Here is a 14334-nt window from a genome sequence, read left to right as displayed (position 1 = left end):
AGATTTTAGAAAAAATGATATTTATGGAATTTATTCCAACGACGAATACATCGAGTTGATTCAATTGAATTGATTTGATGTATTTTTTTGTGTTATAATTGATATAGAAAATGTTTTGGAGGCAAATATGAAAATTGTTATAGATGGAATGGGTGGAGATAATGCTCCATACTCAGTTGTAGAAGGAGCCTGTATGGCAGTTAACGAATATGGTGTTGATATAATAATAACTGGGGATGAAAAGATAATTAAAGATGAATTGAATAAATATGACTGTGACAAAAGCAGGATAGAAGTTGTGCATACTACGGAGGTTATAACAAACGAAGAAAAGCCTGTTACAGCGATTAGGAGAAAAACTGATAGCTCGATGGTTGTCGCATTAAAAATGGTAAAGGATAAAAAGGCAGATGTCGTTATTTCAGCAGGAAGTACTGGTGCACTACTAAGTGGAGGAGTGTTTATAATTAAACGTATAAGGGGAATAAGTAGACCTTGTATATGTGCCGGTATGCCGACTATGGAAGGTGGATTTACGCTGATATCAGATACTGGAGCTAATGTTGATTGTAATAAACAAAATTTGGTAGACTTTGCTAGAATGACTGATATTTATGCAAAAAAAGTATTGGGAATCAATAATCCTAGAGTTGCTCTTGGAAACATCGGTACAGAAGATGGCAAAGGTAATGCACTGGTAAAAGAGGTTTTTGCAGAATTAAAGGAAATGGATGGAATTAATTTTATTGGAAATATGGAAACCAGAGAAATCCTTAATGGAGTTTGTGATATTGTAATATGTGATGGATTTATAGGTAATATTATAGTGAAAACTATGGAGGGTAGTGTTCTTTCTTTATTTAAAAAGCTAAAGGAAGTAATGACTGCATCGACTAAATCAAAAATTGGCGCTCTTTTGATGAAGGGCGAATTGAAAAAGCTTAAGGACCTATTGGATTACTCATCATATGGTGGAGCGCCGTTTTTAGGAGTTGATGGTGGTGTAATCAAAGCTCATGGTAGCTCTGATGCTGTTGCGATTAAAAATGCAATTAATCAAGGAATAAAGTTTTATAATGGAAATGTATTGGAAGAGATAAAGAATTTCGGAGGCTTGGATGAACAATAATTATTCGTTAGATGAACTAAATTCAAAATTAAAATATTTAAAGCTGCTTGCAAATCAGTATCCTACTATCTCAAAAGCAAGTAGCGAAATAATAAATCTTGAGTCAATTCTAAATTTACCAAAGGGTACTGAACATTTTTTATCGGACATACATGGTGAGTATGAGTCATTTGTTCATGTTCTAAAGAATGGCTCGGGTGTAATTAGAAGAAAAATAGACGAGCTATTTACGAATACTATGAGAGACTCGGAAAAAAAAGCGTTGGCAACCTTGGTATACTATCCAAAAGACAAGATGGAATTGGTCAAAAAAAATGAGAATAATATGGAGGATTTTTACAGGATTAGTATTTATAGGCTAGTTGAGCTGTGTAAATACTGTTCGAGCAAATATACTCGATCTAAGGTTAGAAAGCTGCTTCCCGAGGATTATAGCTATGTTATTGAAGAGTTACTTCACGAGCATAGAAAAAGCGAGCACAAGGAGGAGTATTATGTATCATTAGTTGAAACAATAATAAACCTTGGTCAGGCCGAGGATTTTATTGTTTCTATATCTACAGCAATTCAGAGACTTGTAGTTGACAGATTGCATATTGTCGGTGACATATATGATAGAGGTCCTAGACCTGATGTGATTGTCGATTGGCTGATGAATCATCATTGTGTGGATATCCAGTGGGGAAATCATGATATATTATGGATGGGGGCAGCGGCTGGAGAAAAAACTTGTATTGCGAACGCCTTAAGAATTTCTTCAAGGTACGCAAACCTTGATATAATAGAGGATGTATATGGAATAAATCTTCTGCCGCTTGCAACCTTCGCAATGAAAATATATGGAGCTGATCCTTGCACAGAATTTATGCCAAAAATAGACAGTGAAGAGTTTAATATTAACGAAATGCCTTTGACTGCCAAAATGCACAAGGCTATAAGTATTATTCAATTTAAACTAGAGGGAGAGATAATATCAAACCATCCTGAATATGAAATGGAACACAGATTATTGCTGGACAAAATAGATTATAAAAAAGGATTAATAACGATTAAGGGTAAACAATACACATTAAAGGATTCGAATTTCCCTACAATCAATCCTGAAAAACCATATGAGCTGACAAGTGAAGAAGCTGAAATAATGGAAAAGCTTGTAAAATCATTTAAAGGAAGTGAAAAGCTTCAGAAGCATATAAACTTTATGTTCTCAAAAGGAAGCATTTATTTGAAGTACAATGGAAACCTTTTGATTCATGGTGGAGTACCTCTTAACGAAGATGGTAGCTTTATGGGGATGAAGCTAAAGGGCATGATGTACAGAGGCAAGGCTCTTTTGGATAAAATGGAATCACTAGTCAGAGAAGCATATTTTGAAAATGATATAGAAAAGAGAAGGTACGGTATTGATTTATTTTGGTATTTATGGACCGGGAAATGCTCTTCGTTATTTGGTAAAGACGATATGACAACCTTTGAAAGATATTTTATTGAGGATAAGGAATCACATATCGAGAACAAGAATCCGTATTTTAATTTGAGGGAAGATATGGAAGTTTTGAAAAAAATATTTGATGAATTTGATATGGATTTTGATGAGGATCATATTATAAATGGTCATGTGCCAGTAAAATACAAAAAAGGAGAAAAGCCTGTAAAGGCAAATGGAAAAGTCTTTGTTATTGATGGAGGCTTTTCTAGAGCATATCAGAGTAAAACCGGTATGGCTGGTTATACGTTGATATATAATTCTAGAACATTACAATTAGTAGCACATGAGCCGTTTACATCAAAAGAAGATGCTGTTGAAAATGAAAGAGATATCATATCATCATCCGTATTAGTTGAGCACAGGATGGAGAGAAGAATGATAAAAGACACCAATGATGGTGAGCAATTAGCTGAAAAGGTAGAGGATTTGAAAAAATTATTGGCTGCCTATAAAATTGGTTTAATCAAAGAAAAATAATTTGCAAAACATGAGTTATTTTGGTATTATTGTAAAAGAAGAAGTATGGAGGTGTGATATGGAAAATTTAGGTCAAGTTAAAATATCAAACGATGTAATACAAACTATTGCTGGCTTTGCTGCTATAGAAATTGAAGGAATAGATAAATCGACATCATTTACAGATAAGCTTTTTAAAAATCATGGCATAAAAGTTAATATAGAAGATGATATGGCTATAATAGACGTTGACTTATCCGTTAAATTTGGGGAGATAATCCCAGAGGTTTGCTATAAAGTACAAGAAAATATTATCAATGCTGTAGAAACAATGGCTGGATTAAAGGTTTCGCAGGTGAATATTAATGTTGATAGTATAGGAACGAAAAAGGAAAGAGATAAAAAAGAAAATGAGTAATCCAAGAGATTCGATAATAAAGAGAATGGTTTCTAGAGAAATCTTCATGAAATATTTATACCAAAAAGCTCTTTCAAAAGAGCTGTGGCAGAATATCTTCAATGATTTTTGTGAGTTTGTACCCAAAATAGAAGATGATATTTTGGAGCTTTACTACGAAAATGGCGGTAAGGAGATAGACCAGCTTGAAAATTTTAGAGAGCTGACTTTGGATGGTGGTTATTTAATGAATATTTCTGATTCTATTGAGGAAAATATTGATGAAATAAATTTATACATTAATAGATATGCGAGAAATTGGAGTGTTGAAACATTGCCAGCTGTTGACGTTTCAATTTTGAGAATCGCTATTGCAGAAATAGTGTATATGATTGATATACCGAATAAGGTTGCTTGTAATGTTGCAGTCGATATGGCAAAAAAGTACTGTGATGATAATTCATACAAATACATTAATGGTATACTTGGTAGTGTGACATCAGAAGCTGAAAAAAAATAAAAATCAAAGGGCTGAGTCAATGATTCAGTCTTTTTTTAGAATGAGGGTATAAAATGAAAAAAAAGGATATGATAGTTATTTTTGTGGTAGCCATAGCAATAATTTCATCTATTCTCGTCAATAGAAGTCTAAATTCCAGTCCAGCTTCTACAGTACAGATATATGTGGGAGATAAACTATACAAAGAGCTACCAATTAACAAGGATGCGACAATTACACTTGATAATAGTGGCAAAAATATAATAAAAATTCATAATAATGGTGTTGAAATGATTGAGGCAAGCTGCCCTGATCAGGTTTGCATAAAAACTGGCTTCATTTCAAAGCCTGGGCAGAGTATTGTATGCCTGCCTCATAAAGTAAATGTGAAAATCGTTGGAGAAAGCAGTGAATCAGATAATGACATTGAGGTAAAGTAGGAGGGGCTATGGTTAATTTAAATAATGATTGGGATGAAATACTAAAGGATGAGTTCAAAAAAGAGTACTACCTTAAATTGAGGGAATTTCTAAAGGTAGAGTATAGGAGCAGAGAAATTTTTCCAAATATGTATGATATTTTCAATGCTCTAAAGCTAACCTCATATAAAGATACAAAGGTATTAATTTTGGGACAGGATCCATATCATGACATAGGACAAGCTCATGGTTTGGCATTTTCTGTGAAGCCAGGTATAAAAATACCTCCATCATTACTTAATATCTATAAGGAAATAAAGGATGAATACGGCTATGATATGCCGAGTAGTGGATATTTGGAAGCTTGGTCGAAGCAAGGGGTATTATTGTTAAATACTGTTCTTACTGTCAGAGCACATCAAGCGAATTCACACAAGAATATGGGCTGGGAGATTTTTACTGATGAGATAATAAAAATATTGAACAGGAGAGAAGATCCAATAATATTTGTGTTGTGGGGTGCAAATGCAAGAAGCAAAAAACAATTTATTGATACGAGAAAGCATTTTGTGCTTGAAGCTCCTCATCCTAGTCCATTATCTGCTCATAGAGGTTTTTTTGGCTGCAATCACTTTAAAAAGATAAACGATATACTTAGTTCCTTGGGTAAGGATGCTATAGATTGGAGAATATAGAAGATTTTTGATTATACAAGTATAGATATTTTCTATAGATTGCTAGGATGTTTATAGATAAATTATCTTGATTTTTTTAACAAACTATGATACTATTAATAGGTATTCGGGAGTGAATGGGTGCTGGTGTGCCCTCTAGTCTTCAAAACTAGTATGAGGGGTTAGTAGCCTCTTGGGTGAGTTCGATTCTCACGCATTCCCGCCAATAGTTTTTTATCTACGACTTTGTCGTAGTTTTTTTATTTTCTGTGATTTTCGATTTTCATTTATCCCAATTTGTTTGCTATAATTTTTATTTATCTTATTTTGTCTGCGATATTTTAATCTTGTATTTTTTGTTTGCTGTAGTTTTTATCTCGTATTTTTTGTTTATAACTATTTATTATTTACTTTTGTATCTAGTTCGTGTTAAAGTAGAGTTGGTTATTCATAATTTCAGGGAGGGATATAATATGGAATTTGCTGCGTCTTTTAGTGGTGGTAAAGACTCAATTTTGGCAATAAAAAAAATGATAGATAGAGGCAATCGATTGGTCGCATTAGTAGTTTCTACAATAGAATCCCAAGATATCTCATGGACACATTCATTAAGCAAAGAATATTTCAAGGAAGTGGCAGAAATTTTGAAGTGTGAAGTCATTTTTACCGATTCCATGATAGACGACTATGAATTGTGTTTTGAAAATGCTTTGCGAGCTGCAAAAAATATAGGGGCGCAAGCATGTGTATTTGGTGACATAGATATTGAGCAGCATCTAAAATGGAATAAAGCTAGATGTGACAGTGTTGGATTAGAATGTATCCATCCGTTGATGTTTATTGATAGAAAAACGATTTTAGAATATCTATTTGCAACAAAATTTATCGCACGAATAAAAAAAGTGGACAATAGTAAACTTGCCGAAGCTTTTATTGGAAGGATATTATCTCCGGACACTATTAAAGATCTTGAAAATTGCAATATTGACCTTTGTGGTGAGAATGGTGAATATCATACTGTAATAGAGCTTGATTCAATAGAAGCAGAGCTTTTAAGAACGGAGTCGATTCTAAGTGAGATATATGTAGATAATGCATCTACTTGCTTTCCAAAGGCACCTGGAGTAGCTACAGAAGTGATGAGCGTAATAGACAATCAATCGTATAGTATTAATAGGGGTACGTATATTAAATCCTATGATCTTCAAGGAAAAATAATAGATGTCAGGGAGAAAATCAAATCATTTTTTAATACTCCAAGTGATTTTGAATGTATTTTTAGTCCTTCTGCTACCTATTCAATCAATCAAATATTAATTGGGTTATTAGAAGAGGGAGATACAATTTTGATTGGAGATTGTAATCATAATTCATCAACGAGAGTATTTGATAATTTGAGGTCAAAGGGAATAAAAGTTGTAAAAAAAGTAAAAAATGAATTAGAAAATTATTTATCTGAAAATCAAGAAGCAATTAAAGCAATTTTTATTACTCAAACTAATAATATTACAGGTGAGAACTACATTGATCAAAATGAATTATTCAAAATATCGGAAAAATGCAAGAAATATAATACATATCTTATTTTGGATATTGTTCAAACTGTATGTGAAGATTTGGTGGATATTGATAGGATGGGTGTCGATGCTGTAGTATTTTCACCTCATATTGGACTTATGTCAGCAGAAGGAGTTGGAGTTAGCTTAATGTCAAAGGAATTAAGCCACCAATTGAATCCAGTTGTATTTGGAGGAAATGGAAGTAATTCTGATTCGAATTTGATGTCAGATACAATCCCGGATAAGCTTGAAGTAGGCACGTTGAATATTCCAGCTATTTTAGGAATTGGCAAGGCAATTGACTATATTGATTATGTAGGGATTGAAAAAATAATAGAGAAAAGGCATGATTTAGGAAATAGGCTGAGGACTGGACTTTCAAAAATTGAAAGCTCTGTTGTTTTGGGACAGGGATCGTTTTGTTTGTTGAATGTAAAAGGACATGATATGTCAATGGTAGGATTTTGTTTGGATGTAAATTACTCGATTCAAGCTAGAGTTGGCATTCATTGTTCTCATGAAACACATAGATTTATTGGTACATTTCCTCATGGTGGAATAAGATTTTCAGTTGGATACTTTAATACTGAAAGAGAAATAGATAAAATAATTGAAGGAATAAAAGCATTAATACAATGCTGAGAAAGTATTACTCAAACTTCGAGAATCAGATAATAGCTATACTCTATTTTCGAGTGTTCAATAATAGAAAATATGAATATATATAATGATTTAGATTTATTTATTTTTACCCCCTTATATGTTAATATAAATTTGATGAGAATGTTTTCTTATCCTAATTTATTAAATGTTTAAGGGGGATAGTTTTATGGCAGATTACAGAGAAATGTGGGAAAGTCTTGGTATGGATTTGGAAACTCACGATGTACTATGTGATGTTTTGCCTGTGGCTTTCACAGATGTTTATTTATCACAAGAAAATAGACCGGAAAATATGGGATATTATGATTTCGTTGTTTCAGAAATTCACGGTGTAAGACCTGCGGAATTGATTGAGGCTCAGAAAAATGGTAAAAAAGTTTTTGGTACATTTTGTATATTTGTTCCAGACGAAATAATATTTGGTGCAGATGCAATAGCGACTGGTCTTTGCGGTGGTTCACAATTCTGGGTTCCAGGTGGAGAAAAGGTTCTTCCGACAAATACATGTCCACTTATTAAGGCATCTGTTGGAGCAAGGCTTGATAGAACCTGTCCATTTTTTAGAATAGCAGATATGTACATAGGCGAAACTACTTGCGATGGAAAGAAAAAAGCTTGGGAAATTCTTGGTGAAGACGTCCCAATGCACGTTATGGATCTTCCACAAATGAAAAGAAGAAAAGACTATAAGGCATGGGCTGAAGAAATAATGACTTTGAAAGCTACTGTAGAAGAATTTACAGGAAACAAAGTCAATAGTGAATCTCTAAAATCATCAATAAAGCTGATAAATGATAAAAGAAGGGCACTTGCAAGATTGAGTGAATTCAGAAAGAATAAAAATATTCCAATTTCTGGTAAAGACTGCTTATTAATCTCTCAGATTGCATTTTATGATGATCCGACTAGATTTGCACAGATGACAAATGCGCTTTGTGATGAACTTGACCAAAGAGTAAAGGACAATATAAGTGTATTCCCGGCTGGAACGAAGAGAATTTTGATTGCGGGAACTCCATTGGCAATACCGAATTGGAAACTACATAATATTGTTGAAACTTCAGGTGGTGCTGTAGTTTGTGAAGAAATGTGTACAGGTACTAGGTACTTTGAAAATCTTGTTGATGAATCAAAGGAAACATTAGAGGAACAGGTTGATGCGTTGGCAGAAAGATATATGGGAATCAACTGTGCTTGCTTCACGCCGAACAATGCTAGAATCGATGATATAATCAGACTTTGCAAGGAATATAATGTGGATGGTGTAATAGATGTAAACTTGAAATTCTGTAATTTATACGACACAGAAGGATTTATTGTTGAAAGGGCACTAAAAGATGCTGGCATTCCGGTTATTGGAATTGAAACCGATTACACTGATTCAGATGTACAGCAATTAAGAACTAGAATAGGTGCATTTATTGAAATGCTTGGAGAATAAACTAAAGTTTTTTATGTATTAGTTAAAGAGATAGATTCGATGTAATAGATTAAGGCAAGATACATTTAGTGTAATTTTTTAAAAATAATTGATAAATTAATGGAGGAAGAAATGGATAGAATATTCTATATTTTGTTTGAAAATCACGAAAATGGCTTAAGGCTTCATAAATTACTGAGATCGAATGGTTTGAAAGCAACAATTTCGCCTACTCCAAGATCACTATCGAAGTGCTGTGGAATTTCTTTGATAATAGCCGAAAATGAGCTTGAAAAGGTGAAAAATGTCATTGAGGAAAATAATGTCGATATTTTATCCATTGATTCCGTTGAAAAGGATATAAATCCAAAAAGAGATAGATATTGTTAGTGGAGGTACTACTATGATTTTTGTAGGAATTGATATAGGCTCTACTGCTTCGAAGGTTGTTGTGAGAGGAGATGTATCAAGTGAATTTGTTATGCCGACAGGTTGGAGTAGTAAAGAAGCTGCTAGAATAATTAAAGACGCTTTATTAAATGACAATATTGATGTTGAATCGAATGATGTTATAGTAGGAGCAACGGGATATGGAAGGGTTGCAGTGGATTTTGCAGATTATATTGTTACAGAAATAACTTGCCATGGATTGGGTGGTTATGAAATTGCAGGAAAAGACTGCACAATTATTGATATTGGCGGTCAGGATACAAAAATTATAAAAATAGAAAACGGTATTGTAACAGATTTTTTGATGAATGACAAGTGCTCCGCTGGAACTGGAAAGTTTGTTGAGATTATGGCAAATAGACTTGGAGTGGACATTAACGATCTATTTAATATGGCGATGACTGGACAGATATTGCCGATTAGTTCTCTTTGTACAGTTTTTGCAGAGTCGGAAATTATCAATTATATCGGCGAAGGTCGAAGTAGAAAAGATATTGCTGCAGGGGTTGTAGATTCTGTAGCTGGAAAAGTAGCACAACTATTTGGCAAGTTTGCAAATTCTGAATATGTTATTTTAACAGGTGGATTGAGCTCTAATGAGTATTTTGCTGATTCAGTTTCTAAAAAGATAAGAATACCAGTAAATACATCTGAGTATGGAAGATTTGCTGGTGCTCTTGGTGCAGCAAGGAATGCAGAAAGAAAGTACAATAAAGAAAGAAAAGAATAGATAATGCTTATTTAACGATAAATTTTTAAAAATGCCTATTTTCAAGTGATTATAGGATAAATTAAATTATTTGTTAAAATGTAGTAAATCAGGGGGGAATATGAAGAAAAATATATTTATTTCAATGCTAGCAATTTCGTTGACTTTTACATTGGGAATTAGTTCATTTGCGAATGAGATTGCTGTGACAAGAATATCAGGGTCAGATAGATTTGAAACCAATGCATTGGTATCAAAATCATCGTATTCCAGCTCAAAAATGGCTGTAATAGCAAGTGGAGAGACTTTTGCTGATGCACTATCATCAGGAACGATTTCTTTTTTAGAGGACATTCCACTGTTTTTATCCCAAAAAGACAGTTTATCTGATTCAACATTATATGAATTAAAAAGGCTGGGCGTAGAAAAGGTTATTATAGTAGGTGGAGAAAATTCAATATCTAAGGAAGTTGAAACATTATTATCTAAAAAATATTTTATGAGTAGACTAGGAGGAATTGATAGATACGAAACATCTGAAAAAGTCCTAAGATATCTTGATAAAAAATTTAACATAAGGACTGTCGGAATCACAAATGGAAACAAGTTTTCAGATGCTCTTTCGTCGGTTCCATATTTATGTTCAAATAATGGTTTATTGTTATTAACTGATGGGAAAACCATCAACAAAGATATATTGAAATTTATTGAGAAAAAAAATATTGTAGTTTTTGGCGGAGAAAAGTCAGTTAATATTAATTTTGGGAAGAAAAAAATTTCTAGAATATTTGGTAATGATAGGCTAGAAACAGCTGAAAATATTGCAAAAGAGTTTAAGCGAATTCAAAACAATAAAGGAAAGGCTGTTGATAATTTAATTATAACTGATGGAAATAATTTTCCAGATTCATTATCGGCAATTCCTCTATCAAAAAGATATATGGCACCTATTGTGTTTTCAAACAAAAATATGGACAATTTTATTAAGAATTCATTTGAAATTAGTAAAGCAATAATTGTTGGTGGAAAAAATAGCGTTGGTTTTGATATAGAAAATTCAATTTCAAAGCTTGGCAGAATAAATAATAGAGATAATATTAGCTCTAATTCATCAAATACGTTAAGTGGATCAAGTCAAAGCACTGAGAATAAATATGTAAATATAAAAGACCCGATGTTTTTGAAATTAATAAATAAAAATATTGATCCTAAAAGAGCTGATGATCAGAAGGTTACTAAAGAAGAATTACTCAAAATAAAACAACTTAGCGTTTATTTTTCAAATGGAAAGGATATTACAACAATAGAAAATGATACTGATAGAGAGCCTATTATACCTTTGACAAAGGCTGAAGGAAAATGGTTAGTTGCTAGAAATTTAAAAAGCATTGAAGGTATACAGTATTTAAAAAATTTAGAGGCAATTGAAATTTCGGAATGTCAATTTGAAGACATAACACCGTTAAAGGGTTTGAAAAAATTAAAGTACATTGAAATTGATAGAAACAGAATTAAAGATGTATCGCCCTTGGCAGAAATGACTCAATTAGAACATTTAAAGCTATATAATAATTTAATTGAAGATGTTTCACCTTTAGCGAACTTAACAAATTTGAGGTATTTGGATATTCACTTTAACGTAGATAATAACAAAGAAAAAGGTGTAACAAATATTGATTCTTTGGACAAACTTGTAAATCTTGAAATGTTTGATGCTTCAGATAATAATATTGAAAATGCAGACGTAATACAGAACTATAATAAGCTTATTGATTTGAGTATTAATGGTAACAGAATTACTGACTTTACGAAGATTAACAATATGCTATCAGAAATGTATAAAAAGCAAGAAAATAACGAAGGATATAGCTGTGGTTTCTTTGGTCAGAAATCTATACAGAGCATTGGGAAGAAAGTAAACTCAACTGGAGGAACAATTGAAGTTGATAGTAAGTTTAGAGGACTAGATGAAATAGCTGCAAACTTTGAGTTAGACACTATGTTTTTGGATAATAAGGTTGTTTTAGATAAAAAAAATTCAAAAGAAAAAGATGAAAAAATTGTTGAAAATGCAATTAAATCAATAGTTTATGACAAGGATAAGCATAAATATATTATTGAAATAAATCCTAATATATACAATAAGGATTTGGACTTCAATATTAATATTATTTCTGGAATTGATGAATTTGGATTTATTACATCTACTATAAATATAAAACAAAAGTCTTTGAATGATAATGATATTGTTGATGTTGATGAAAGTGTTAAGGAATCATACTTTAAAATTATGAATCATTATAGCAAAATCGAAAAGAAATATTCGAATTTAACCGATGATGCCCAAAATGAATATCTACCCAAAAAAAGCAGCGATAATTTAACAGTAGGTGATTTAAAAAAAATAAAGATATTTTCTGCAATTAGTAAGAATATTGATGATAAACTTGTTGAGCCATTAAGATTTGCAACAAATCTTGAAAAATTCGATGTTTCATTAAATGATAGAAATCTCAGAAGAGAATTATCAAACTTTGAGTTTTTATCAAATGCAAAAAAATTAAAAGCTCTTTACTATTTAAATCAGGATTATAGAAAGCTTGATAAATCAAAGGAGTTAGATTTATCTTCATTAGAAAAAAATACAAAGTTAGAAGATTTGAGAATTAACTCAACAGAAACGAGAAATTTGTTTCCGATTAGAAATTTAAAACTAACAACACTTTCTTTGGAAGAAAATAATATATCAAATCTTAGTCCTATTAAAAATATGGTGACTTTGAGAAGACTAGACCTAGAGAATAATAATATTACGAATGTAAAAGATTTATCAAATCTTGTGAATTTGGAAACACTGTATCTTTATGGCAATAAAATTACAGATGTATCTCCACTAAATACTTTGTCATCACTTGAAGCACTATTGTTGAATGACAATAATATTAGTGACATTTCTTCTCTTGAGTCTTTAGAGCTTAAGCGATTTAGAATTGCAAAAAATCCTTTGGCAAATAATTATTTGGAGAGTATTAAGAAACAAACATATTTAAATGAAGCTGCGATTACTAATATAACTATAGATGACTTTGAATGGTATAAGAATTTCTTGGTAAGAGAAGCCAATTCAGTCGATAAGGAAGCAAAAAATAGTGAAGATAAGGTTAGAACAATGTCATTTGATAATCTTATTTTAAAATATGAAGTAAACAGAGATAAAATAATCGATGGATATTTGATAATTGATAATCCTCTTAAAGACACTAATAATAATTTTATTACTCAATCAGATACTGATTATGCTGGAGATAGTGTTGAATTAAATAGAAATCTTCAGTTTGAAAATGGAAAAATTAAAGTAAATGTCGGTTCAAACACAAATCTAAGTGAAGATTTTTTCATTTTATTTGAAGATGATAGTAATTATTTTGGTGATTATGGAGGACAACCTGCTGTAATGTTTGGGAATGTTAAATTAATCATAAATGTTATTTAAAAAGATTGGCTGGCTTTATGTCAGCCTCATTTCTTTTATTGGTTGACAGATATTAAATATGTTTATAAAATAGTTTGTAGCTTCAAATTTAAACCTGAAAAGAGAAGAACTATCATTAAGAAGAAAGGGCTAGCCGATGATAAGAAATGATTTTAAACAGAGGACTGAAATAGTCGTTGGAAGCGATGGAATAGATAAGTTGAGAGATGCCAATATCCTAGTATTTGGAGTAGGTGGGGTAGGTGGTTTCGTAGTAGAATCACTAATAAGAGCAGGAGTGGGCAATATAACTATTGTCGATTTTGATAAAGTGGATGAAACAAATATCAATAGGCAGATTATTGCTTTAAATTCTAGTATTGGAAAAAATAAAGTAGATGTAATGTATGAACGGGCTCTTGATATTAATCCAAATTTAAATATAAGGAAAGTATGTGCTCTATTGACAGAAGAAAATTGCTCTGATTTTTTGTGCGAACATTACGATTTCGTAGTAGATGCAATAGATATGGTAAAATCAAAATTGGCATTAATAAAAGAATGTGATAACAAAAAATTAAGATTGATTAGTTCAATGGGAATGGGTAATAAGCTAGATCCTACGAAGATTGAAATTTCGGATATATATAAGACTGAAATGTGTCCGTTGGCAAAAATAATAAGAAGAGAATCAAAGAAAATGGGAATTAGGAGACTAGCTGTAGTTTATTCCAAAGAAAAACCATCAGAAACAGGTGTTGATGAAGCTGATGGTAAAAAGAAGAGAGTAAATGGAAGTGTATCATTTGTTCCGTCGGCTGCTGGACTGATTATAGCTTCATATATAGTAAGAGAGCTAATCAAGTAACTGCATACGTAAAAAAACAACTAGGTAGTCACTATAATTAAAGGAATCAAATCAAATAGCTAGTTTAATTGAAAAAAACAAATTAAGTGGCTACATATATAAAATATATTAAAAAAACTAATCAAATGGA

Annotated in this window: 12 protein-coding genes and 1 tRNA gene; all 13 read left to right on the top strand. The window is 31.8% G+C overall.

From position 1 onward, the window contains the following. The first annotated feature begins 127 nt into the window (after positions 1-127). The 13 genes from plsX (at position 128) to BM120_RS04535 (ending at position 14204) form a co-directional block, all read left to right on the top strand. Positions 128-1129, top strand: coding sequence for a phosphate acyltransferase PlsX (plsX, locus tag BM120_RS04590; RefSeq protein ID WP_091993661.1), 1002 nt, complete (start codon positions 128-130; stop codon positions 1127-1129). Beyond that, positions 1119-3095: a fructose-1,6-bisphosphatase gene (locus BM120_RS04585; RefSeq protein WP_091993660.1), complete on the top strand. Its 1977-nt coding sequence runs from the start codon at positions 1119-1121 to the stop codon at positions 3093-3095. The genes plsX and BM120_RS04585 overlap by 11 nt, the downstream gene beginning before the upstream one ends. A gap of 58 nt (positions 3096-3153) precedes the next feature. Then, positions 3154-3492, top strand: a complete 339-nt coding sequence (locus BM120_RS04580; RefSeq protein ID WP_091993658.1) for an Asp23/Gls24 family envelope stress response protein — start codon at positions 3154-3156, stop codon at positions 3490-3492. Then, positions 3485-3991, top strand: a complete 507-nt coding sequence (gene nusB / locus BM120_RS04575) for a transcription antitermination factor NusB (RefSeq protein WP_091993657.1) — start codon at positions 3485-3487, stop codon at positions 3989-3991. The genes BM120_RS04580 and nusB overlap by 8 nt, the downstream gene beginning before the upstream one ends. 53 nt (positions 3992-4044) lie before the next feature. Next, complete coding sequence (locus BM120_RS04570) at positions 4045-4410, top strand: NusG domain II-containing protein (protein ID WP_091993655.1); 366 nt, start codon at positions 4045-4047, stop codon at positions 4408-4410. 8 nt (positions 4411-4418) lie between these two features. Beyond that, the gene (locus tag BM120_RS04565; RefSeq protein WP_091993653.1) at positions 4419-5084 is read left to right on the top strand and encodes a uracil-DNA glycosylase; all 666 of its coding nucleotides are present in this window, start codon (positions 4419-4421) and stop codon (positions 5082-5084) included. A 108-nt stretch (positions 5085-5192) separates the two neighbouring features. After that, a tRNA-Sec gene (locus tag BM120_RS10870) sits at positions 5193-5289 on the top strand. A gap of 247 nt (positions 5290-5536) precedes the next feature. Further along, positions 5537-7264 carry an aminotransferase class V-fold PLP-dependent enzyme gene (locus BM120_RS04560; protein WP_091993651.1) on the top strand — a complete coding sequence of 576 codons (1728 nt, stop codon included), beginning with the start codon at positions 5537-5539 and terminating at the stop codon, positions 7262-7264. Positions 7265-7451: 187 nt separating this feature from the next. After that, positions 7452-8726, top strand: coding sequence for a double-cubane-cluster-containing anaerobic reductase (locus BM120_RS04555; protein WP_091993650.1), 1275 nt, complete (start codon positions 7452-7454; stop codon positions 8724-8726). 111 nt (positions 8727-8837) lie between these two features. Beyond that, the gene (locus BM120_RS04550) at positions 8838-9095 is read left to right on the top strand and encodes a putative Se/S carrier protein (protein ID WP_091993648.1); all 258 of its coding nucleotides are present in this window, start codon (positions 8838-8840) and stop codon (positions 9093-9095) included. A 13-nt stretch (positions 9096-9108) separates the two neighbouring features. Continuing rightward, positions 9109-9885, top strand: coding sequence for an acyl-CoA dehydratase activase (locus BM120_RS04545; protein ID WP_091993646.1), 777 nt, complete (start codon positions 9109-9111; stop codon positions 9883-9885). Between the two features lie 100 nt (positions 9886-9985). After that, positions 9986-13357 carry a cell wall-binding repeat-containing protein gene (locus BM120_RS04540; protein WP_091993645.1) on the top strand — a complete coding sequence of 1124 codons (3372 nt, stop codon included), beginning with the start codon at positions 9986-9988 and terminating at the stop codon, positions 13355-13357. A gap of 139 nt (positions 13358-13496) precedes the next feature. Then, entirely contained in the window at positions 13497-14204 is a 708-nt protein-coding gene (locus BM120_RS04535) for a tRNA threonylcarbamoyladenosine dehydratase (RefSeq protein ID WP_091993808.1), read from the top strand. Positions 14205-14334: the final 130 nt, after the last annotated feature.

Source organism: Peptostreptococcus sp. D1 (genome assembly GCF_900112955.1).
Taxonomy (GTDB): domain Bacteria; phylum Bacillota; class Clostridia; order Peptostreptococcales; family Peptostreptococcaceae; genus Peptostreptococcus.
Note: the sequence above shows the minus strand (reverse complement) of the source record. Positions and strands in the feature narration are given on the sequence as shown.

What these genes read in the sequence shown, in the direction of transcription:
- BM120_RS04540 (WP_091993645.1), top strand. Translation starts at nt 9,986, where the DNA reads ATGAAGAAAAATATATTTATTTCAATGCTAGCAATTTCGTTGACTTTT.
- plsX (WP_091993661.1), top strand. Translation starts at nt 128, where the DNA reads ATGAAAATTGTTATAGATGGAATGGGTGGAGATAATGCTCCATACTCA.
- BM120_RS04550 (WP_091993648.1), top strand. Translation starts at nt 8,838, where the DNA reads ATGGATAGAATATTCTATATTTTGTTTGAAAATCACGAAAATGGCTTA.
- BM120_RS04565 (WP_091993653.1), top strand. Translation starts at nt 4,419, where the DNA reads ATGGTTAATTTAAATAATGATTGGGATGAAATACTAAAGGATGAGTTC.
- BM120_RS04585 (WP_091993660.1), top strand. Translation starts at nt 1,119, where the DNA reads ATGAACAATAATTATTCGTTAGATGAACTAAATTCAAAATTAAAATAT.
- BM120_RS04560 (WP_091993651.1), top strand. Translation starts at nt 5,537, where the DNA reads ATGGAATTTGCTGCGTCTTTTAGTGGTGGTAAAGACTCAATTTTGGCA.
- nusB (WP_091993657.1), top strand. Translation starts at nt 3,485, where the DNA reads ATGAGTAATCCAAGAGATTCGATAATAAAGAGAATGGTTTCTAGAGAA.
- BM120_RS04545 (WP_091993646.1), top strand. Translation starts at nt 9,109, where the DNA reads ATGATTTTTGTAGGAATTGATATAGGCTCTACTGCTTCGAAGGTTGTT.
- BM120_RS04580 (WP_091993658.1), top strand. Translation starts at nt 3,154, where the DNA reads ATGGAAAATTTAGGTCAAGTTAAAATATCAAACGATGTAATACAAACT.
- BM120_RS04570 (WP_091993655.1), top strand. Translation starts at nt 4,045, where the DNA reads ATGAAAAAAAAGGATATGATAGTTATTTTTGTGGTAGCCATAGCAATA.
- BM120_RS04555 (WP_091993650.1), top strand. Translation starts at nt 7,452, where the DNA reads ATGGCAGATTACAGAGAAATGTGGGAAAGTCTTGGTATGGATTTGGAA.